This is a genomic window from Pseudoxanthomonas sp. LH2527 (genome assembly GCF_022539275.1).
Classification (GTDB): domain Bacteria; phylum Pseudomonadota; class Gammaproteobacteria; order Xanthomonadales; family Xanthomonadaceae; genus Pseudoxanthomonas_A.
Genome location: NZ_JAKZBW010000006.1, coordinates 66,548 through 87,499 on the forward strand (window position 1 = coordinate 66,548; position 20,952 = coordinate 87,499).

17 protein-coding genes are annotated in these 20,952 nt (G+C 65.2%); 11 read left to right on the forward strand and 6 right to left on the reverse strand.

Annotated features, from left to right (window positions below; all coding sequences use genetic code 11):
• The first annotated feature begins 83 nt into the window (after positions 1 to 83).
• Genes MMG85_RS05290 through MMG85_RS05325 form a run of 8 tightly spaced genes read left to right on the forward strand, consistent with a single transcriptional unit; the run spans position 84 to position 9,271 of the window.
• Positions 84 to 1,289 (forward strand): glycosyltransferase, encoded by a 1,206-nt coding sequence (locus MMG85_RS05290; RefSeq protein ID WP_241045073.1) that lies wholly within the window; start codon positions 84 to 86, stop codon positions 1,287 to 1,289.
• A 22-nt stretch (positions 1,290 to 1,311) separates the two neighbouring features.
• Positions 1,312 to 2,553, forward strand: a complete 1,242-nt coding sequence (locus MMG85_RS05295; protein WP_241045074.1) for a hypothetical protein — start codon at positions 1,312 to 1,314, stop codon at positions 2,551 to 2,553.
• Positions 2,550 to 3,356, forward strand: a complete 807-nt coding sequence (locus MMG85_RS05300; protein ID WP_241045075.1) for a class I SAM-dependent methyltransferase — start codon at positions 2,550 to 2,552, stop codon at positions 3,354 to 3,356. Before MMG85_RS05295 ends, MMG85_RS05300 begins: the two co-directional genes overlap by 4 nt.
• A 23-nt stretch (positions 3,357 to 3,379) precedes the next feature.
• On the forward strand, positions 3,380 to 4,372 hold the full coding sequence (locus MMG85_RS05305) for a methyltransferase domain-containing protein (protein ID WP_241045076.1): 993 nt from the start codon (positions 3,380 to 3,382) through the stop codon (positions 4,370 to 4,372).
• Positions 4,369 to 5,091 (forward strand): TylF/MycF/NovP-related O-methyltransferase, encoded by a 723-nt coding sequence (locus MMG85_RS05310; RefSeq protein ID WP_241045077.1) that lies wholly within the window; start codon positions 4,369 to 4,371, stop codon positions 5,089 to 5,091. Before MMG85_RS05305 ends, MMG85_RS05310 begins: the two co-directional genes overlap by 4 nt.
• A gap of 52 nt (positions 5,092 to 5,143) precedes the next feature.
• A complete protein-coding gene (asnB, locus tag MMG85_RS05315) occupies positions 5,144 to 7,036 on the forward strand; it encodes an asparagine synthase (glutamine-hydrolyzing) (protein WP_241045078.1) in 1,893 nt (630 codons plus the stop codon).
• A complete protein-coding gene (locus MMG85_RS05320) occupies positions 7,029 to 8,174 on the forward strand; it encodes a glycosyltransferase family 4 protein (protein ID WP_241045079.1) in 1,146 nt (381 codons plus the stop codon). The genes asnB and MMG85_RS05320 overlap by 8 nt, the downstream gene beginning before the upstream one ends.
• Positions 8,174 to 9,271, forward strand: coding sequence for a glycosyltransferase (locus tag MMG85_RS05325; RefSeq protein ID WP_241045080.1), 1,098 nt, complete (start codon positions 8,174 to 8,176; stop codon positions 9,269 to 9,271). Before MMG85_RS05320 ends, MMG85_RS05325 begins: the two co-directional genes overlap by 1 nt.
• Positions 9,272 to 9,573: 302 nt before the next feature.
• On the opposite strand, the gene MMG85_RS18435 is transcribed toward MMG85_RS05325, so the two are convergent.
• The 6 genes from MMG85_RS18435 to MMG85_RS05355 all read right to left on the reverse strand — a co-directional run bounded on the left by MMG85_RS18435 (position 9,574) and on the right by MMG85_RS05355 (position 17,915).
• A complete protein-coding gene (locus MMG85_RS18435) occupies positions 9,574 to 9,933 on the reverse strand; it encodes a prepilin-type N-terminal cleavage/methylation domain-containing protein (protein WP_277399749.1) in 360 nt (119 codons plus the stop codon).
• An 84-nt stretch (positions 9,934 to 10,017) separates the two neighbouring features.
• Positions 10,018 to 11,859 (reverse strand): hypothetical protein, encoded by a 1,842-nt coding sequence (locus tag MMG85_RS05335; RefSeq protein ID WP_241045081.1) that lies wholly within the window; start codon positions 11,857 to 11,859, stop codon positions 10,018 to 10,020.
• A 74-nt stretch (positions 11,860 to 11,933) separates the two neighbouring features.
• Entirely contained in the window at positions 11,934 to 13,937 is a 2,004-nt protein-coding gene (locus MMG85_RS05340; RefSeq protein WP_241045082.1) for a hypothetical protein, read from the reverse strand.
• Between the two features lie 55 nt (positions 13,938 to 13,992).
• A complete protein-coding gene (locus MMG85_RS18440; protein WP_277399750.1) occupies positions 13,993 to 14,355 on the reverse strand; it encodes a prepilin-type N-terminal cleavage/methylation domain-containing protein in 363 nt (120 codons plus the stop codon).
• A 428-nt stretch (positions 14,356 to 14,783) separates the two neighbouring features.
• Positions 14,784 to 16,181, reverse strand: coding sequence for a sigma-54 dependent transcriptional regulator (locus tag MMG85_RS05350; RefSeq protein WP_241045083.1), 1,398 nt, complete (start codon positions 16,179 to 16,181; stop codon positions 14,784 to 14,786).
• 111 nt (positions 16,182 to 16,292) lie between these two features.
• Complete coding sequence (locus MMG85_RS05355; protein ID WP_241045084.1) at positions 16,293 to 17,915, reverse strand: ATP-binding protein; 1,623 nt, start codon at positions 17,913 to 17,915, stop codon at positions 16,293 to 16,295.
• Between the two features lie 200 nt (positions 17,916 to 18,115).
• Between MMG85_RS05355 and sucC the strand changes: the two genes are divergently transcribed.
• The 3 genes from sucC (at position 18,116) to MMG85_RS05370 (ending at position 20,952) form a co-directional block, all read left to right on the forward strand.
• Positions 18,116 to 19,285 carry an ADP-forming succinate--CoA ligase subunit beta gene (gene sucC / locus MMG85_RS05360; protein WP_241045085.1) on the forward strand — a complete coding sequence of 390 codons (1,170 nt, stop codon included), beginning with the start codon at positions 18,116 to 18,118 and terminating at the stop codon, positions 19,283 to 19,285.
• A gap of 95 nt (positions 19,286 to 19,380) precedes the next feature.
• Positions 19,381 to 20,259: a succinate--CoA ligase subunit alpha gene (sucD, locus tag MMG85_RS05365; protein WP_241045086.1), complete on the forward strand. Its 879-nt coding sequence runs from the start codon at positions 19,381 to 19,383 to the stop codon at positions 20,257 to 20,259.
• A 297-nt stretch (positions 20,260 to 20,556) separates the two neighbouring features.
• A complete protein-coding gene (locus MMG85_RS05370) occupies positions 20,557 to 20,952 on the forward strand; it encodes a DUF559 domain-containing protein (RefSeq protein WP_241045087.1) in 396 nt (131 codons plus the stop codon).

Below are 20,952 nucleotides of genomic sequence, written 5' to 3' on the forward strand. Positions count from 1 at the left end.
CAGCTGTCGGCGGCGCTGAGGGAAAAAATGGGAGAGCCGGCCCGCGATGCTGGGCGCGAAGGAGAAGCGGGGAGCGAAGGGTCTTGAGTCTGTCCGAGTGCGACGGCAAGCGAACCTTGCTGGTTCTCGCATCCACCTATCCGCGGTGGGCGGGTGATCCGGAGCCGGGTTTCGTACACGAACTGGCCAAACGGATGACCGATCGTTTTCGAGTAGTCGCTCTGGTGCCGCATACGGGCGGTGCGAGGACGCGCGAGATGCTGGAGGGCGTCGAGGTCCATCGTTACCGCTATGCGCCGCAGCGTTGGGAAACGCTCGTCAACGACGGCGGCATAGTGGCCAACCTGAAGCGCGACCGCTGGAAGCACCTGCTGGTACCCGGCTTCGTTCTTGCGCAGGCTTGGTGTGCTTGGCGCTTGCTGCGCCGCGAACGCATCGATGTCATCCATGCCCACTGGCTCATCCCGCAAGGATTGATCGCCGCGTTGCTACGCTATCTGCCGGGGGGCGCCGCCCCCTTTCTGGTGACGTCGCATGGAGCGGACCTGTTCGCGCTGCGGGCTTGGCCATTGCCGTCGCTAAAGCGGTTCGTCGTGCGGCATGCGTCTGCAACGACGGTGGTCAGCGAAGGGATGCGGCTCGAGATGGGGGCGCTGGGCTTGGACGTGAATACGGTGGCAGTCGAACCTATGGGCGTCGACTTGCAGCAGCGCTTCTTTCCAGACGCCGGCGTTGCCAGGTCGCGCACGGAACTCCTGTTCGTGGGCAGGCTGGTGGAGAAGAAAGGGTTGCGCCACCTGCTGGACGCCTTGCCCCTCATCCGGTCGGTCCGCCCGGACGTCACGCTGACGGTGGCCGGATTCGGGCCAGAACTGGAAGCGCGACGCGAGCAGGCGCGAGCCTTGGGCCTTGAAGAGGCAGTGGAGTTCGTCGGAGCGGTAAGCCAGGACGCGCTGCCGCCGCTGTACCGGCGCGCGGCGCTTTTTGTCGCGCCTTTCGTGGCCGCCGGTACGGGAGACCAGGATGGCTTGGGACTAGTGCTCGTCGAGGCTCTGGGTTGCGGGTGTCCCGTCGTGGTGTCCAGCATGCCGGCAACCCGTGAATTGGCGGCCTCCTGCATGGCGGTGCACGAAGCGGCGCCGGGCGATCCCCAGTCGTTGTCGCAGGCGGTACTGCGGGCGCTCCAAGCCCAGGAGTCTCCCCGGCCCGAGGACATCGCCCGCTTCGACTGGGAGGTGAGAGCTGACGCCTATGGTGATCTGCTGATGCGCGCGGTGGATCGTCCATGAACGACATCGGCAGATTCGCATCATGATCCGCGCATTGGCGACGAGTGCGTCGGCGGTGCTCGCATGGAACGTGGCGAGGCTGGCATTGCAGCTTGCGTGGGTGCTGCTGCTGGCGCGCGCACTGGGTCCCGACGGGTACGGGACGTTCTCCGGACTGGCCGGACTGGGGCTGGCCCTAGGCGGCTTCGCGGCGTTGGGCATGGGGTTGCGGCTCTACGAGCATGTCGCCCGTGACCATGCAGTGCTCGACAGCCATTGGGCCCTGGTACGCCGCGGATTGGCATGGAGCGCGCCCGTGCTGCTGGTTCTCTACCTGCTGTGTGCGTTCGGGATGCTGATCGATGCCGCCGCGGTCGTCATCGTGTCGATCGGCGTCGCCGAGATCTTGCTGGCGCCACTCTGCACGCAGGTCGCGTTCGCATACGCCTCGGTCGGGCGGATGGGCGAATCTGCAGCCGCTCCGGTAGCCCTTTCGGTTGCCCGCGTTGCGGCGGCGGGGTGCCTGCTGGTCTTGCCGTCGATGGGCCTGGCCGGATACGCGATATTGCACGTCTTCACGACGCTGGTCGCGGTGTGGTGGATCTGGCGCCTCGCCCACCGGCGTCTTGGCTTGTCGCGCCATTCACGACGGGTCAACGCTGCGGAACTCAAGTCCGGGCTGGGGTTCGCGTCGATATGGGCAAGCGGCCTGGCGCTGACCTCGCTGGACAAGACGGCGGTAATGTACGCAGGCGGCGGAGCGGTTGCGGGGGAGTACACCGCGGGGTACCGGCTGGCGTCGGTGGCGGCGCTGCCGGTGGAAGCGCTGACCGTCGTCGTGATGCCGCGTCTGTTCAGGGCCGGCGCCGGCAAGCCATTGTCGATGCGGCATACCCTCCTGCTGGTCGCCGGCGTGCTGACGTATGGGGGTGTGGCGGGATGGCTCGTCAGCTTGGCGGCGCCGGTGGTTCCGTTGCTGCTGGGCGAAGGCTTTGCTGGGCTGGTGCCACTCGTCGCGATGCTCGGATGGTGGGTTCCCGCCTATTGCCTGAGAATGTTGTCGGGCAACATGTTGCTGGGGTACGGACGCAAGCGCGTCAGGATCTGCGTGGAACTTTCGGGCTTGGCCGTGATGGCGATCTTGGTGCTCTGGTGGGTGCCCGGGTCGGACTTGTCAGGGGCATTAAGGGCATTGCTGGTGGCGGAGTGGTGGATGGCTTGCTTGAGTCTGGTGATGGTGACGTTGTTGCCCTTTACGCGTCACGCGAGGTCGGGCAGCGCATGAATCTGGAGCACATCCACCTCATCCGAGACCGCGAACTGGCGTGCGTCATCGACCTCATGACCCGATTCGGGCCGGCCAGGCCTTCGCTCGACATCCTCGATGTAGGCGCGGGCAGCGGTCGCCAAGCCGCGCGGCTGGCCGCGCAAGGCCACCGTGTTTCTGCGGTCGATGTCGAGACGAGTGCCTACGCGGCGGACCTGTCGTTCCCTGTGTCGATGTACGACGGCAGAGTGCTGCCGTTCCCAGATGGGGCATTCGACGTCGTTGTCAGCTCCAACGTGCTGGAGCACGTGAGTGACCTGGACGGCGTGTTGGCGGAAACCAAGCGCGTGCTGCGTGCCGACGGAATCGCCATCCACGTACTGCCGACGCCCGTCTGGCGGACTTGGACGACCATGGCGCATGGGCCATGGGTGGTGAAGAGGAGCTGGCAACTGCTCACCGGCACGCGCCGCCGGCAGCGTCAAGCGGGCGGAGACAGTCCGGAACACGCGCAGCACCGCGCATCCCTCTCAGTGATCCTGCCGGGGCGGCATGGCGAACGAGGTAACGTCCTGACCGAAAGTTGGTACTTCTCGCGCCGTTGGTGGAGCGCTACCTTCCGGCAGAACGACTGGATCGTGGTTCACGAGCAGGCGGTCGGGTTGTTCTATACGGGCGCGATGGTGTTCGCGACGCGGTTGCACCTGGAAGTGCGCCAAGCGCTCGCGCGTGCGCTCGGCAGCGCTACCCGGGCATACGTGCTCAGGCCCGCCGGCGCCAAGGGCGTTCTGGTTTCCCTTCCTGTTGTGGGTGACAATTGATGGATACAGAGTTTCCGCGGGTCGTGGATCCCGTCGACGGCGGGCCGCTTACGCGCGAAGCGGGATTCCTCGTCTCCACGCGGGGAGCGCGCCACCCCATCATTGATGGCATTCCCCGATTCGTGCCTGCGGAAAACTACGCGGATGCGTTCGGCGAACAATGGGTACGATTCCCGCGGACCCAACTCGACTCCGCCACCGGACTGACCCTCTCGCGCGACCGGCTTGAGCGTTGCCTTGGTCATGCGTTGCCCGCCCTCTCGGGGCAGTTGGTGCTGGAGGCCGGTTCGGGCGCCGGCCGGTTCACCGAGCTCCTGCTGCAGGCCGGCGCAACGCTGGATTCCTTCGATTACTCGGCGGCCGTGTCGGCGAACGCGAGAAACAATGGCTCGCACTCCAGGCTCAGCCTGGTACAGGCGGACGTTAGGCAGATGCCATTCCCGCGCGATACCTACGACCTTGTTGTGTGTCTGGGTGTCGTCCAGCACACGCCGGACCCGGAGGAAACCTTGCGTGCGTTGTGGTCCAGAGTGCGTCCGGGAGGGCGCCTCGTGTTCGACCACTACCGATTCAAGATCAGAAACTACCTGCCGCCGCCGTTGGGAACCGCCGGCATCGCATACCGTCGGTACTTCCTCGGCCTGCCGCGTGCTCAGCGATTCGATGCGGTGAAGCGGGTGGTCGACCGGTGGTTCCCGCTGATCTGGAAATACCGGGACAACTACCCCATGCAGTTTCTGCTGAGCCGCCTCAATCCTGTGGTGAACTACTACCCGCATTTCGGCCTGAAGGACAGGGACATGTACTACGAGTGGATGCTGCTCGATACGCATGACGCCATGACGGATGTCTACAAGCATCGTAGGACCGCGGGCCGCGTGCGTCGTTTCCTGGAGTCCCTGGGCGCCATCGACATGAAAGTAGTGCACGGCGGCAATGGCGTTGAAGCATCGTGCCGCAAACCTTTTGGCCTGGCCGGCAAAGTGGACATCGTTGATGACAAGGCAGAGCTATGAAGCAGTTACTGCGCGCGTTCAGAGAGTTCAATAGGAATCGTCAGTTTCTGGATGTCCCGGATTGGCATCTTGAGATACTGAAGCGGGTTTCTCCGTTCACGATGGCCGGTGCGGAGAGAACGCTTTCGACGATAAGCACCGTTGAATACGTCTTGAAACATTCGGTGCCCGGCTCGATCGTGGAGTGCGGTGTCTGGCGGGGCGGCCAGATGATGGCTGCCGCACTTGCCTTGCAGCGGCTCGGGCAGCATCGCGAAATAATCCTATTCGATACTTTCGCAGGCATGACGGCGCCGGGAAAGGACGATCTCGATCTTAAGGGCGAAGATGCATTGCCGGTGTACGAGGAGCATGCAGTTAGAAAGGTGGGTAGCCGCTGGTGCGAGGCGGGAATTGACGAGGTCCGGAGGAATCTGGCATCGACTGGCTATCCGATGGAACTCGTGCAGCTGGTGCAGGGGCCAGTCGAGACCACGATCCCGAGCCATGCGCCTGAGCGCATCGCCTACCTTCGGCTTGATACGGACTGGTACGAATCGACGCTGCATGAGTTCGAGCATCTTTACCCTGCCGTCTCAACGCTTGGAGTCATTGCGATCGACGACTATGGACACTGGCAAGGGGCACGGAAGGCGACGGACGAGTATCTGGAAAGGAACGGCATCCCCGCGCTGCTGCACAGGATTGATTACACCGGCCGGCAATTCGTCAAGCATTGATTGCATAGATGACCATCTGCGCGCTCCCCGTTAGGCAGTCCCGATGTGCGGCTTGACCGGCTACTTTGGGGGCGACGCTTTTGCGCGAGACGTGTTTCTCAGGGAATCAGCCGCTGCCTTGCGTCATCGTGGGCCTGACAGCGAGGGCTTCTGGAATCCGGAGGGCCCCATCGGACTCGGCCACCGCAGGCTTGCCATCGTCGACCTCAGTGTAGCCGGTGCGCAACCGATGGCATCTGCCGACCAGCGCTGGGTCATCGCATTCAATGGCGAAATCTACAACCATCGCGATCTCCGCGAGCGGTTGGAGGCCGCGCATTCGATTCCCTGGCGCGGACATTCGGATACCGAGGTCCTCGTGGAGTGCATCGCACGCGATGGCGTGATCGATACGCTTCGTCGTTGCAACGGCATGTTCGCGATCGCCGCTTGGGATTGCGAGAAGCAGGAGCTCTGGCTGGCGCGCGACGCGACCGGTGAGAAGCCGCTCTATGCTGGCTGGGTCGGTGGCGGAATCGCTTTCGCATCGGAACTTTGCGCGCTTCGCACGCACACCGCCTGGAAGGGCGGGGTCGATCAGGATGCTTTGTCGTGGATGCTCTCCTTCGGCTACGTACCCGCGCCGCTTAGCATCCATCCGGATGTCTTCAAGTTGCCGGCTGGCAGCTGCCTGGTGCTGCGCCCCGGGGATGAATACAACGCACTCTCCTGCGCGGGATTCGCTGCACGACTCCTGCAGTGGCGACCCCTGGATGAACTGGCGTGCCCCGAAGCCGCGCCGGCAAGAGCAGGTTCCGAGGAGGAATGGCTTGACCAACTGGATGCCTTGCTCGACGACGCGGTCCGTCTTCGCATGCAGGCTGACGTCCCCGTCGCGGCATTGCTCTCCGGGGGCATCGACTCGACCTTGGTCGTTTCGAGCATGGTGCGGCACGCGCCGGGACTGGTGAACACCTTCACGGTCGCCTTCGACGAGCCTGGTGTGGACGAATCGGCACATGCCGCCGACGTAGCGCGCCGGTTACACACAGCGCATGAAGAAATACGCTGTCCAGCCGGCGCAGCGTTGGCGCTGGTGGAACGCCTGCCGGACATCTACGACGAACCCTTCGCGGACCCGGCCCAGATACCGGCGGTACTGGTCTCGGAAGCGGTGCGCCGCAAGGCGCTTGTCGCCCTGACGGGCGATGGTGGCGACGAACTGTTTGAAGGCTATCAACGACACCTGGACGCGCAGGCATGGTGGCGTTTGGCCGCTCCTCTTGGTCGTCGCGGCCGACGGGGTATTGGCGCAGGACTGCGTGCTCTGTCCGGCATGTTGCCGCCGGGTGGCGCATCGCGCGCCAGCGGACGATTGGGGAGCCGTTTGGCAGCGATCGATTTCGACGACTATTACAGGCGCGTGCTGCAGTTCCCCGAGTCATCGGCGGACCGTGCATCGGCGATGACGGGGCGGTGGCCGCACTGGCCCTGCATCCCGGAGGGCCTGCGGACGCCCGGCAGCCGTATGCGGTTCGCCGATCAGGTGCTGGCCCTGCCGGAGGGCATCCACACGAAGCTCGACCGGGCCAGCATGTCGGTTGGCCTGGAGATGCGGGTGCCACTGCTCGACCCGAGGATCCAAGCGTTGTCCTGGCAGTTGTCACCGGACACGCACGTCGTCGGGGGGCTGGGCAAACGCTGGCTGCGGATGCTTCTTGCACGCCGACTGCCGGGCGGCGTCGCCGGGCGCAGGAAGCAGGGATTCGACGTGCCGGTGGGCGACTGGTTGCGCGGCCCACTCAAACCGTGGGCGATGGACCTGATGTCGAGCATGGGGGATGCATTGCCGTCGCGTGGGCACGTCGAACGCGTGTGGGCGGCACACCTGTCTGGAAGGCGGGATGCCGCCTACGCAATGTGGGCCGTGCTTTCGTATCTCGCCTGGCTGCGCCGTCATGGGTGATCCGCTGCGCATCCTGGTGCTGGCGAACCTGCCGCCGTGGGTCATGGGTGGCGCGGAGCACCAGACTGCTCGCCTGGTCGAGCATTGGTGTCGACAGGGTGCGCACGTCGAGGTGGCGGGCTTCCGTATCCCTGATGGCAACGCCAGGCTCGGGCAGGCGAGCGTCAGGACGCATCGGCTTGGCACGGTGACCGGCCTGGGGCGCGGCATTCGCGGTATGACGTATCTCGCCTCTCTGGCGCAGTTCGCGTGGCGGAATCGCGCCAGATTCGATGTCGCCTACTGCCGGGGGCTGGCGGATGCAGCGCTGGGCCTTTCTTTGGCCAAGAGCATCCGCTTGGTACGGTGGCCGCTCATGGCGGTTCCGATCAACGCGAGGGGGCAGGGGGATGCCAATTTCCTGCAGTCGGTGCCCGGGTGGCCGCTGTGGCGGCGCCTACTCGACGGGCAGGTGGACGCGATAAACCTCATCAACGCAGACATTGCCGAGGAGCTCGACGCAATGGAGCTGTGCCGTCCGCAGCGAAGCCATATTCCGAACGGAATCGACGTCCGGCCAGCGATCATGCGCACGGCAATACATCATCCGCGCCGTTTGATATGGACCGGGCGTTTCGAGTATCAGAAAGGCCTCGATGTGCTCATAGACGCCTTGGGTCGCATCGGTCCTCTCTTGGATCGGTGCGTCATCGACCTCTACGGAGATGGGCCGCTCCGGCAGTCGCTCGCCGAGCGTGTCGAAGCGGAGGGCATGGAAAACGTCGTGCATTTCGCCGGCCTGCTGGGCAAGGACGACGTCAGAGCGAAGCTGGAAACAGCGGATGCCTTTCTGCTTCCCTCGCGCTACGAAGGCATGTCCAACGCTGCGCTGGAGGCGATGGAGGCCGGACTTCCCGTGCTTTGCACGTCCTGCGGCGGTATCGATCTGGCCGTGCAGGACGACGCAGGATGGGTCTGTCCCGCGGGAGATGCCGCGCGCCTGGCGGAGGCGCTGGAGACGATGCTCTCGGCCACGGATGAGCAGTGGCTGGCGCGAGGGCGCCAGGCGCGATCAATCGTCGAGCAACGGTTCCGCATCGAGGACGTGGCGGCTCTCAATCTGGAGTGGCTCAAGATGCTGGCGGAGAGCAAGGCCTGATGCGGATCCTGGTGCTCTGTAAGCGGCAGTACACGGGCAAGGACCTCGTCGACGACCGATTCGGCAGGTTGTACGAACTACCCATCGGACTGGCGGCGCAGGGACACGATGTTCGCGTCTGCACACTCAGCTATCGCCGGCGAACGGGAGCGCGCGCAGGGACGTTCGAGGGTGCCGGAGTGACGTGGCATTCCATCGACGCCGTGCCGGCTGGACTCCTCCGCCATGGCGCCTGGCTGGATGAAGCAACGACCGGATGGACACCCGACGTTGTGTGGGCGAGTTCGGACATGCTACAGGCAGTGTTGGCGATGCGCTGGTCGAAACGGCGCGGCATTCCCTGGGTGATCGACCTCTATGACAACTACGAGAGCTTCGGTTTGTCGAAGATGCCTGGCTTGGCAGCGGCGTTCCGGAATGCGTGCAGGCAGGCGGGGGCACTGACCGTCGTCAGCAGTACGCTTTCCGACTACGTGCGCGTGACCTATCGCACGGCATGCCCCATCGAGGTGGTGGTCAACGGCATCCGGAGCGACCTGTTCCATCCCCGGGACAAGGCACAAGCCAGGATCTCACTGGGTTTGCCTCACGATGCACGCATCATCGGAACGGCGGGCGCGCTGACCGCGGACCGTGGCATCAGTGATCTGTTCGATGCCTTCGAGCGGATCGCGGCCGGTGACGATGATCTCTGGCTGGTCCACGCCGGTCCCACGGATGGCAGCTTCGGACCCAGGGCTCATCCCCGCATTGTCGATCTAGGTATGTTGCCGCAGCAACGCGTGCCGGCGTTGTTGGCCGCGTTGGATGTCGGCGTAGTCTGCAATCGTGACTCCGCCTTTGGTCGTTACTGTTTCCCGTTGAAGCTGCATGAAATGCTGGCGATGCGAATACCGGTGGTCGCAGCGGCGCTAGGTGACGTCAGTGAGCTCCTTGAGGGTGTCCCACAGTCGCTTTATGCGCCTGGAGACGTGGGGATGTTGGTCGAGATGATCTCAAAGCAGCTGTCCGCGCCAGCGATTTCCGAGATCTCATCGCCGACTTGGCCAGATTGTGCCGACAGGCTGCGGCGTGCCTTGGATCGCGCCACTCCCTGAATCGCCCAGGGTCAACAGTCATCTCCAAGGCGTACATTGCGGCAATCACGAAGGCGGATATGAGTGGGAAGCGGTACACCTATGAGTTAAAGGTCGTCACATCCAAATAGGTGCTAGATCAGGGGCGTTTGGTGTCGGAGGTGTCGACCCGGCTGAGGAGGAGCATCGACGCGCTGTACGCCTGGGTTAGAGAGCAGCGCAAGGTGCGGGTAATCAGGCAGGAGGATGCCTCGTTGGCGCCGAGATTCTGGCCGTTCATTCTCTTGGCGAACGGAATGTCGGCACCAGAACCCTAGTAAACGCTACGGAGCAAGCGAGCACGATCCAGTCCCGGCACCACAGGAGCTGGCCCGCAGCACGGCCGGATTCCCGCGCGCCTGTGGGGTGAATGAGACGAGCGTGTTCGCGGCCCAGTCGGTGGGTGTGAGGGCGGTCGTAGGGCCGCTTGCGCAGGCGGACGCGGCGAACACGGTGCTGTCGCGCGCATCTGCAATGTCTGCGACGGCCATGGACATGAAGCTCTTGGCCTCCTGGAGGCAGGCGGTGTTGGCTGAGCGCTGTGTGTAATCGCGATAGGCGGGCAGCGCGATGGCGGCCAGGATGGCAATGATCGCCACCACGATCATCAACTCGATCAGAGTGAAGCCCTTGTATCTGTTCATCGCATGCCCTGGGGTTGGCTTTTCCACTGGCTTAACAAGCAAGTCCCGCGCCAAAAGTCCGCAGTGTGCGTTCCGTCACAGGTTCTACGGGGCCAGCCCTTCCGCGTTTGCACGCTCGACGGCCATCGCCCAATCGGCGTGTCCCTGTTTAACCAGTTCGTCTTTCATGGCCACAATGCTGGAGTCGCCCGGAGGGGACGCTCTCGCCGCGAGCAGCATGTAGGGGAGCGCTTCCGGCTGCGATATATCCCGGTATACAAGGCCGGCGATCTTGAGGTGCTCAAGCGGCGAGAGTCCAGCGCGACGCGTGACCGTCGCGACCACCCTGAGCACTTGATCCTTGTCCAGACCAATGCCTGCACGCACGTTGGCAAAGCAGGTCCACAGGATGGCTTTGGTTGCTGGCGCCATCGGCGCCTCCTCCAGCCGCTGGAGCAGTCGATCCCAGTCGGCTTGCTCGACGGTGCCATCGATCGTCTTGTAGATCACGATGTTGGCGTACGCGGAGGGTGATCCGGTTTTGGCGGCGCCCTCTTCCACTGTGGCAATGGCCAGGTCCAGATAGGGGTTGCCGCGCCCTTCTTTCCTGCCGGCAAGGTCGAAGTACACGCCTCCCAGCGCAAGCCAGGCGCGTGGAGAGGTCGGGCTGTTCTCGAGATTGTGCTTCGCGAAGCGGATCGGATCACCCCATGCATGGGCTCGGATGCCTCCTGCGACAGCAACCAGCAGCATGGCCGATGTCAGGAGGGAGGCCGGCAGGAGCGGACGCGATCCCCATCGCTGCCATCCAGCCTCGATCAGGTCGGCCAGCGCCAGCAACACGCCGATCAACGGCAGGTGGTTGCGGTGTTCGAAGGCCAGCTCCAGCGGGACGATCGAACTGGTCAGCAGGTGTCCGGCGAAGAACAGCAATACACCAAACGAGAAAACAGGCCGGCGCCTGCGCCACGCCCATGCCCAGGACAGCAGGCCAGCGATGGCCAGCAATGAGGGCAGGGTCGTGGCGGGCTGCAGCAGGCTGCGCGACACCACGAGTTCATCGTAGTTGAAGGGCATGCGGCTGGGCAGCGGCACCAGGATCTGCCCCAGGTACATCATCAGCACCCGGCCCTGGGTCAGAAGGCGCTCTGTGCTGTTGAAGTCCCGCCCGCCGTAGGCCTCGCTGCTCCAGAAAGTGGGCAGCGCCCAGAACAGGAACAGAAGCGCACCTGCTCCCACGATAGCCAAGTAGGTGGCGCGCAGGCCGCGTGAGCGTGCGACGCTCGCGGCCCGAAAGCGTAGAACGGTCAACTCCAGTACCAGCAGATACAGTGGCAACAGGATGGCGTCTTCCTTGCAGGCCAACGCCAGACCCCAGCAAGCAGTGCCCAAGACTCCGAACGGCCAGCCTGGCCGGCCTTCTATCTGTGCGAGTCGCAGCCGGAGATAACACCACAGCGCCGGCACAAGGAACAACGTCGCCAGGGTCTGCATACGCTGTACCACGTACAGCACGCTCGATACCTGCAGGGGGTGGATGGCCCAGACAAGCGCTACCAGCAATGCGGCAATGGCGGCGGGCCGGGGTGTCCATTGCGCGAGCATCAGCAGGCGACGAATGAACACGGCGAGAAAGAACGTGGTCAGCGCATGGATGAAGAGGTTGGTGGCCTTGAACGTAGCCGCATCCAGGCTGCCGTGGCGCCAGTAGTCGAAGCCGAAGCTCAGCATCGACAAAGGACGAAGACCAGACCCGTCATGAAAGCTGGAGGCCGCGTACATCAACGTGTCGTAGTCCAGGGTCTGGAGGCGGATCAGGGTGTTATCGACGATAGCGTGGGCATCGTCCAGGACGAAAGGCCCGCCGATTCCAAGGCTGAACAGCCCGGCCGCTGCGAGTGACACCAAGAGCGACAGCAAAAGGAAACGTGCGGTAGCGAAACTCATGGGTATGAAGGGGTCCGGGTTGCAGTCGAGGGAAGGATCAGGCGTCGCCGGTCTGGCGGCATCCGTCGGCGCAATCAGGGCGCGTCAGGTGCGTCGACCGGAAGCGCATGTGGTCCCTGGGTGGTCCGTTCGACGATATCCGCCAGGTCCGGCCTGCCTTTGGCGCGCAATTCTGCGCCCAGTTGCGGGACGAATGGATCCTCTGGCCCGATCGCATCCACGATCTTGAGGTAGTAGGGCATCGCCCGGTCCGGATCATCCAGAGTGTCGCGAACTGCGTTGCCCATGATGAGCAGCGTGGAGGGGCGCAGGTCGGCCCTGCGATCCAGCGTGGCGAGTGCCTGCAGCACTTGCTGCTTGTCCAGCTTCGCGCCCAGGCCCGCGTAGTGGGTGAGAATCAGCGGGGCGCGGATGTTGTCCCAGCTCATTCGTGCCGTGCCCAGCCGCTGCTGGAAGCGCTGCCAGTCCTGCGGCGTGATCTCGCCGCTGACGGACTTCAGTACCGTCAACAGCGCGAGGTTGTTGAGGGAACTGGCGTCGGCATCCGCGCCGGAAGAACATGCGGCCATCGCATCGCCCAGATGCGGATTGCCTGCCACCATGCCGCCCCCGGTCTTGATGAGGGTGTCGCACAGGGTGATCCAGGCGCGCGGCGATGTCGGTGCAGCGGCGGCGCTTGCCTTAGCCTGTGACAGCGCATCGCGCCAGTCGTGCGCACGCACCATGGCGGTGGCGCCCAGCGCGATCAGTGCGGCGATGCACACGCCTGCCTGGGTGGCCGGTTGGGGGAGCCAGCGCGCGCCGATGTGTCCCAGCACGCTGCCCACTGCAAGCACGGCACCGATCAGCGCGAAATGATTGCGGTGTTCGTAGGCCAGTTCCAGACCGACCACATTGCTGGCGATGAAGTGCGCCGAGAAGAACAGGAATACGCCCAGCGCGAACAGTGGCTGGCGATCTCGCAGTCGCCATGCCACGGCCAGTAATACGATGATCACGCCGATGGCAGGCAAGGTGGTCCAGGGCTGCAGCAGACTGCGGGAAGGCTGTAACCAGTCGTAGTGAAACGGCATGTTGGCCGGCAGTGGCCACACGATCTGCCAAAGATAGAGGCAGAGTACCCGCGCCTGCGTCAGCAGGCGTTCCGCGCTGTTGAAGTCCCGGCCCGGGTAGGCGTCGGTTTGCCAGTTGTTCGGCAGGAACCAGAGGCCGTAGGCCACGAGGCCTGCCATCACCATCAGCAGATAGCCCCGCTGCAGAAGACGCTGCGTGCGCGCGTCGGCGGCGGCGAAACGCAGGACGGTCAACTCAAGCGCCAAGGTATAGGCGGGCAGCAAGGCGGTGTCTTCCTTGCAGTTCAGCGCAAACGCCCATAGCAATGCAGCGGCCAGCAAGCCGGCTCGGCCGCCATCGCCGCGGATCTGCGCGCGGCGCGCGTGCAGGTAGGCCAGCAGCGCCAGCACCAGGAAGAACGTGCCCATGGTCTGCAGTCGCTGCACGGCATACAGGACCGAGGACACCTGCAAAGGATGCACGGCCCACGCGAGCGCCAGGGCGGGCGCCAACCACATGACCCGTCGCGGCGGGATGCCGCCCGCCTGCAGCAGACTGCGGAAAAGCCAGGCCAACGCCAGCGCGGTAAGCGCATGGATGACGATGTTGGTGGTCTTGAAGGTCGCGGGATCTGCGGTGCCGCCGGCACGCCAGTAATCCAGCGCGAACGTCAGTGTCGGCAGCCCGCGCTGGCTGCCGGAGATCTGCGGCGTGGCCAGCACGTCCACCACGTTGGCGACATTCAGTTCGGTGAGATGGATCGCGCGGTTGTTGACGATGTTGGGTATATCGTCGAACAGGAAGGCGCCCGGCAGGCCGGGGGTGAACGCCAGTGCCGCCAGCAGGGCCGCGATCAGACTGATGAGAAGAAATCGCCGCGTGGAGGTGGGCGAATCAGGCGCAGCCGGCAAAGCGGTGGGCGGTGAACTCATGCGGTCGTCTCGCAGGTAGATTTCGAGGCCCTGCTTCGTGTCCCTTGTCCGGGTTGCCAGGCAGGCGGGGCATAAAAACGAAAAGCGCCTCACGGCGCTTTTCGCTGGTCATGCGGCGGTGGTTAGCCGGCGTATGAGGCCGGCCCTGTTACGGGGCGAGGCTGCAGGTGCCGCTGCCCATGTCGCAGTTGGTGTTGCGCAGCACGGTGGCGGTGCCGCGGGCCTGCGGAGCAAACTGGACGGCCGTGGCGCCGGTGTAGTCGCTAACAGCCAGCGTTGCCGGGGTCATGCTGACGCACGAGACGTTGTTGTAACCCGTCGGATTACGGTTGTCGGCGGCATCGGCCACGGCGGTGTTGATGTAGGCCTTGGCTTCCGCCAGGCAGGCACCGTTGGCCGAGCGCTGGGTGTAGTCGCGGTAGGCCGGCAGCGCGATGGCGGCCAGGATGGCGATGATGGCGACGACGATCATCAGTTCGATCAGGGTGAAGCCCTGGGCGTTCTTCTTCATGGTATTTCCCCTTTCAGGATTGGCTTGATGGTTTTAGGGACACAAGCCCCGTGTCCCTACATGGACCGTGGGCGCCGCGTACAGCGATACGACGCGTGCAGGGATGTAGAGCAGGATGCGTGCCAACTTCTGATACCCCCAGCGATTCCCCCACACTTCCCCGGGAGGAAACCCTGACACCGAAGTCGGGCGGGACTATCGCATCATTCTTTTACGAAGTGTATCGGGGAATGCGGTCAATCCCGGTTCGTGTCACAGATTTGGACATGGGGCTTCGGAGCCGACGCGCGCCAATTCCCTGACACATCTTTGGTTACATGACCCTTGGCGTCATAAAGTGACGTGAAAGGTCACCCGGGTCACTGTGGGATGTACCGCACGCTTGCATCGAGACTTATATATAGGTCTGCCGCAAGCCCTTGAGCGGCCTACTCCATCCCCAGCTTCTTCAGCTTGTAGCGCAGCGCCCGGAAGGTGATGCCCAGCTGGGCGGCCGCCTTGGTCTTGTTCCAGCGGTTCTCCTCCAGCGCCTTCTGGATCGCGGCGCGCTCCAGTTGCTCGATGTAATCCGGCAGTGCGCCCGCCGGGTCCACATCGACCGCATCCGGCGCATCGCGGACCACTTCGCCGGGGCTGAAGTCGCCGCCGAATCTCTTCCCGGCCGGCGCCTGCGGCAGGTAGAGGTCGTCGATCTCGATGCTGTGCCCCTCGGACATGGCCAGCGCCCGCTCCAGGATGTTCTCCAGCTCGCGCACATTGCCCGGGAACGGATAGCGCCCCAGCGCCTCCATCGCCTCCGGCGACACGGAAGGCGACATCCGGCCGTGCTGGGCGGCCAGGCGCTCCAGGATCGCCGTGGTCAGCTGCGACAGGTCCCCGGTGCGTTCGCGCAGCGGCGGCACCCGCAGCTCGATGACGTTGATGCGGTAGTACAGGTCATGGCGGAAGCGGCCGTCGGCCGCCAGCTCGCCCAGGTCCTTGTGCGTGGCCGACAGGATGCGCACGTCCACCAGTACCTCGCCGGACGCGCCGACCGGGCGTATGGCTTTCTCCTGGATGGCGCGCAGCAGCTTCACCTGCATCGGCAGCGGCAGCTCGGCCACCTCGTCCAGGAAGAGCGTGCCGCCGTTGGCCGCCTGGAACAGGCCCTGCTTGTCGGCATGCGCGCCGGTGAAGCTGCCCTTCTTGTGGCCGAAGAATTCGCTTTCCATCAGCTCGGCGGGAATCGCGCCGCAATTGACCGGGATGAACGGGCCGGACGCACGCGCGCCCTGCTCGTGGATCGTGCGCGCGACCAGCTCCTTGCCCGTGCCGGACTCACCCATGATGTAGACCGGCGCCTGGCTGCGGGCGACCTTGCCGATGGTCTCGCGCAGGCCATCCATCGCAGCCGACGCGCCGAGCAGCCGGCTGGCCTGCTCCGCCGGCGGCGGGGCGGGCGGCGCGCGCTCGCTGTTGTTCAGTTCCAGCGCATGCTTCACCAGCCCGCGCAGCACGGTCAGGTCGACCGGCTTGCTGACGAAGTCGAAAGCGCCGGCCTTCAGCGCCTCCACCGCCAGCTCGATGTTGCCAAACGCGGTGATCATGGCGACCGGCGTATTGGGGTAGTTGCGTGCGATCTCGCCGACCAGGTCGATGCCGTTGCCGTCGGGCAGGCGCATGTCGGTGAAGCACAGGTCGTAGGTGTTGCGGCCCAGCAGTTCGCGGGCCTCGCCGAGGTTGGCGGCGGTGTCGATGCGCAGGCCCATGCGGCCCAGCGTCAGCGTCAACAGTTCACGGATGTCGCGTTCGTCGTCGACGATCAGGGCGCTACGGCTTTGATTCATGCATTCCCCCTACTGCCCCTGTGCCGGCAGTGTACCCAGTGAATCTTAAACATGGTAGGCGACGGGTGGACATGATTCGGGCACCGCGGTTGCCGCATTCCGGGTGTGCCACTACGCCGGCAGCAGCGCATGCGGGCCGGGCAGGGTGACGCGGAAGCAGGCGCCGCCGCCGGGTACCGGGACGTATTCCAGCGTGGCCTGGTTGGCGCGGCATAGTTCGCGGGCGATATACAGCCCCAGGCCGGTGCCATGCTCGGAGGTGGTGAAGAAGGGGCGGAACAGCTGGGCCGCCACGGCGTCCGGAATGCCGGGGCCGCGGTCCATCACGTCCAGGGTGGGGCGGCCTTCGGCGTTGAACACGCGCACCCGGATGCGCGCGGACTCGCCGGGCAGGCGGCCGTAGTTCAGCGCGTTCTGCACCAGCACGGTCACCACCTGCTGCAGGTGGCGCGGGTCGACCAGCGCGGGCACCGGCTTGGCGCCGATGATGGTTTCCAGCGTGTCGGTCTCGATGGAGAGTGTCTGCTGGTAGTCGTCGACGAAGCGGCGGACGAAGGTGTTGAGGTCCACGTGCTCGGGCGTGGCGCGCTCGCGGCGGGCCAGACCCAGCACGCTTTCGACGATGCCGTTGGTGCGCTGGCACTGCTGGTGGATGATCTGCAGCAGCCGGCGGTCGCCGTCGTTGACGTGCTGGGATTCCTCCAGCAGCTGTACGGCATAGTTGATCGCGGCCAGCGGGTTGCGGATCTCGTGCGCCAGGCTGGCCGAGAAGCGGCCCAGCGCAGCCAGGGTCAGCGATTCGGCCCGGCGCGAGACCACCGTGGCGTCGTCCAGGAAAATCAACGAGGTCTCGCTGTCGGCCAGCAGGCGGGCGAAGCGCGGCTGCACTTCCGGCTGGTCGGGCGTGAACTGCATGGGCGTTTCGTCGGTCTGCCAGCCGTTGCGCCAGCGCTGCAGGCGACGGGCGAGCTCCGGCGCGGCGTGCAGCAGCGAGACGCCCTGGCCGTCCGCGCCCTGGCCATCGCCGCCCTCGCCGAGCAGCAGGCTGGCGGCCTCGTTGGCCAGCTTGATGTGGTTGTCCGCGTCGACCACCAGCACGCCGGTGCGCATGCGGCGGATGATCAGTTCGTTGACCTCGAACAGGTTGGCGACTTCCTCCCCACGTTTCTCCGCCAGCGCCTGGCTGTGGCGCGCCTTCTGACCGGCCTGGTGCGCCAGGTAGGCCAGGGCCAGGTAACTGACCGCGAACATGATGACCTCGGCCAGCGAGCGGCTGGCGCCCTGGTCGTGGAAGAGGGTGACCAGGTATTCGCCGAACAGGGCGGCAATCGCCATCACCGCCACGACCAGCGCCATCCGCGTGGACGGCAGCAGCAGCGCCGCCGCCGACACGTTGAACAGCAGCATCATCGCCACGCCAGCGGTGGCATTGGGCAGGGCGTGGGTGATCAGGGCGGCGACGAGGATGTCGATGCAGACGCTGCTGAAGACGATCCAGACCAGCCACTGCACGCTGCGGCCAACGAAGAACAGTACGAGCGCCAGCACCAGGTAGGCGATGGTGACCCCCGTGCCCAGATCCGGGTGGCGGGGCTCGCCCAGCACGCTGCCGAGCGGGCTGAACATCAGCGCCGCCAGGATGCCGGCTTCCAGCACCCGGTAGAGCGCGAAGAAATACAGCTCGCGGCGCGGGACCGATTCGATGCGGGACAGGAGCGACTGGGCCTGGCGCAAACGCGTACTTCCCCGGTAGCGAGGGGCACAGTATAGGCATGCGGGCCGCCGCCGCGCCCGGCCCGCCCTTTGCCACCAAAGGCTTAGGCCCCGGGTTTTGCGCCCTCCGGCCGCGTCGGCGACAATAGGGGGCTCGCCCAGCCGCCGCCCCCGTGGCCCCGGCCCGGGCGATGTCTTCTGTTCCCTACCCACGGTGACGCATGAATTTCCACGAATATCAGGCCAAGCAGCTGCTGGCCGAGTACGGCATCCCGGTCCCGGCCGGCAAAGTCGCCGCCACGGCGGACGAAGCGGTCGCAGCCGCCCAGTCCCTCGGCAACGGCCCCTGGATGGTCAAGGCCCAGATCCACGCGGGCGGTCGCGGTAAGGCCGGCGGCGTCAAGTTCTGCAAGACCGTCGATGACGTGAAGGCGGCCGCCGGCAAGATGCTGGGCACCAAGATGGCCACCTACCAGACCGCCGGCGTCGAGCTGCCGGTCAACCTGGTGCTGGTGACCACCGCCGGCGAGATCGTCAAGGAGCTGTACCTGTCGGTGCTGGTCGACCGCGGCACCCGCACCATCACCTACATCGCCTCGTCCGAAGGCGGCGTGGAGATCGAGCAGGTGGCGGCCGAAACGCCGGACAAGATCCACACGCTCAACGTCGACTTCGTCGAAGGCGTGCAGCCGTACCAGGGCCGCGAGTTCGGCTTCAAGATGGGCCTGACCGCCAAGCAGGCCGGCCAGTTCGCCAGCATCATGGTCAACCTGTACCGCATCTTCAACGAGAAGGACCTGGCGCTGGTGGAGATCAATCCGCTGGCGATCCTGGACGACGGCAACCTGTACGCGCTGGACGGCAAGTTCAACAGCGACGACAACGCCGCCTTCCGCCACAAGGACCTGCTGGCGATGCGCGACACCAGCCAGGAAGACGAGACCGAAGTGCTGGCCTCGGAGATGGACATCAACTACGTGACCATGGACGGCAACATCGGCTGCATGGTCAACGGTGCGGGCCTGGCCATGGCCACCATGGACGTCATCAAGCTCAACGGCGGCGAGCCGGCGAACTTCTTGGACGTGGGCGGCGGCGCCAACAAGCAGCGCGTGATCGAGGCGTTCAAGCTGATCCTGTCCTCGGACAAGGTCGAAGGCATCTTCGTCAACATCTTCGGCGGCATCGTCCGCTGCGACATGATCGCCGAGGGCATCATCGCCGCGGTGAAGGAAGTGGGCGTCAAGGTGCCGGTGGTCGTGCGCCTGGAAGGCACCAACGTGGAAGAAGGCAAGCAGCTGCTGCGCGACAGTGGCATGGCCATCATCCCGGCCGACAACATCAACGACGGCGCCAAGAAGGTCGTTGAAGCGGTCAAGGCCGCTGCCTGATCCCACGCTGTCGTAGGGCGGGCCTTGGCCCGCCATCCGGCGATCAAGACAACACGACGGCGGGCCGAGGCCCGCCCTACAGGAAGACAGATTCCATGAGCGTTCTGATCAACAAGAACACGAAGGTGATCGTGCAGGGCTTCACCGGCCAGCAGGGCACCTTCCACGCCACCCAGATGATCGAGTACGGCACCCAGGTCGTCGGCGGCGTCACCCCGGGCAAGGGCGGCACCACCCACATCGACCTGCCGGTGTTCGACACCGTGGCCGATGCGGTCAAGAGCACCGGCGCCGACGCGTCCGTGATCTACGTGCCGCCGCCGTTCGCGGCCGACGCCATCCTCGAAGCGGCCGCGGCCGGTATCAAGGTCATCGTCTGCATCACCGAGGGCATCCCGGTGCTGGACATGCTGCGCGTCAAGAACGTGCTGACCCGCGCCCATCCGGACACCGTGCTGGTCGGTCCCAACTGCCCCGGCGTGATCACCCCGGGCGAGTGCAAGATCGGCATCATGCCGGGCCACATCCACAAGCCGGGCAAGATCGGCATCGTGTCGCGCTCGGGCACGCTGACCTATGAAGCGGTCAAGCAGACCACCGAAGTGGGCCTGGGCCAGTCGACCTGCATCGGCATCGGCGGCGACCCGATCAACGGGCTGAACTTCGTCGACTGCCTGAAGCTGTTCAACGAAGACCCGCAGACCGAAGGCATCATCATGGTCGGCGAGATCGGCGGCGACGCCGAGGAAGCCGGCGCCGAGTACATCAAGGCGCACGTGAAGAAGCCGGTCGTCGGCTTCATCGCCGGCGCGTCGGCCCCGGCCGGCAAGCGCATGGGCCACGCCGGCGCCATCGCCAGCGGCGGCAAGGGCACGGCCGAAGGCAAGTTCGCGGCGATGGAAGCCGCCGGCGTCACCACGGTCCGCTCGCCGGGCGACCTGGGTGCGGCGATTGCGTCGCGCCTGAAGAAGTAAATCGCGCCTCAGGGCGTGGTACGGGAAGCCGCCTTCGGGCGGCTTTCTGTTTTTCGGGGGCGTTCGGGTTTTTCTGGGCAAGTGTGGAGACATGGGCTTCGTCGCCCCCACCCCAACCCTCCCCCGCAAGCGGAGGAGGGGGCCGTGCCCGAGATCGGCGGAGTCGCCCGGACGCGGTCCCAGTCCTCGATCCCGATCCCGATCCCGATCCGTGCGCGGTCAGCCCCTTCCCCCGCTTGCGGGGGAAGGCTGGGATGGGGGCAAAATGGCGAGGAAGCCCACGCACAGGACGTGCCCATGCGCCAAGGACAGAAACGCACCCGCGCGCGCGAGCTCCGCCGCGACATGACGCTCGCGGAACGCCGGCTCTGGAGCATTCTCTGCCGGCGGCAACTGGAAGGATTCCGCTTCCGTCGCCAGCATCCCGTCGGACCCTACGTCGCCGATTTCGCCTGTCTGGAAGCGGGACTGATCATCGAGGTGGATGGCGGTCAGCACATGGACGCTGCCTCGGATCGCAACCGCGAGGCTTTCCTGCATCGCGAAGGGTTCCATGTGCTGCGCTTCTGGAATAATGAGGTCATGGCGAACCTCGAAGGTGTCCGGGTGCTGATCCTCCGCCGACTTTCGGACACTCGCCCCCATCCCAGCCTTCCCCCGCATGCGGGGGAAGGGGCAGACACCGAAGGCTGA

Excerpts from the sequence above, each read along its gene's own strand:
- MMG85_RS05295 (WP_241045074.1), top strand. The coding sequence starts at position 1,312 with ATGATCCGCGCATTGGCGACGAGTGCGTCGGCGGTGCTCGCATGGAAC.
- MMG85_RS05300 (WP_241045075.1), top strand. The coding sequence starts at position 2,550 with ATGAATCTGGAGCACATCCACCTCATCCGAGACCGCGAACTGGCGTGC.
- MMG85_RS05310 (WP_241045077.1), top strand. The coding sequence starts at position 4,369 with ATGAAGCAGTTACTGCGCGCGTTCAGAGAGTTCAATAGGAATCGTCAG.
- MMG85_RS05320 (WP_241045079.1), top strand. The coding sequence starts at position 7,029 with ATGGGTGATCCGCTGCGCATCCTGGTGCTGGCGAACCTGCCGCCGTGG.
- MMG85_RS05325 (WP_241045080.1), top strand. The coding sequence starts at position 8,174 with ATGCGGATCCTGGTGCTCTGTAAGCGGCAGTACACGGGCAAGGACCTC.
- MMG85_RS18435 (WP_277399749.1), bottom strand. The coding sequence starts at position 9,933 with ATGAACAGATACAAGGGCTTCACTCTGATCGAGTTGATGATCGTGGTG.
- MMG85_RS05335 (WP_241045081.1), bottom strand. The coding sequence starts at position 11,859 with ATGAGTTTCGCTACCGCACGTTTCCTTTTGCTGTCGCTCTTGGTGTCA.
- MMG85_RS18440 (WP_277399750.1), bottom strand. The coding sequence starts at position 14,355 with ATGAAGAAGAACGCCCAGGGCTTCACCCTGATCGAACTGATGATCGTC.
- MMG85_RS05350 (WP_241045083.1), bottom strand. The coding sequence starts at position 16,181 with ATGAATCAAAGCCGTAGCGCCCTGATCGTCGACGACGAACGCGACATC.
- sucC (WP_241045085.1), top strand. The coding sequence starts at position 18,116 with ATGAATTTCCACGAATATCAGGCCAAGCAGCTGCTGGCCGAGTACGGC.
- sucD (WP_241045086.1), top strand. The coding sequence starts at position 19,381 with ATGAGCGTTCTGATCAACAAGAACACGAAGGTGATCGTGCAGGGCTTC.
- MMG85_RS05370 (WP_241045087.1), top strand. The coding sequence starts at position 20,557 with ATGCGCCAAGGACAGAAACGCACCCGCGCGCGCGAGCTCCGCCGCGAC.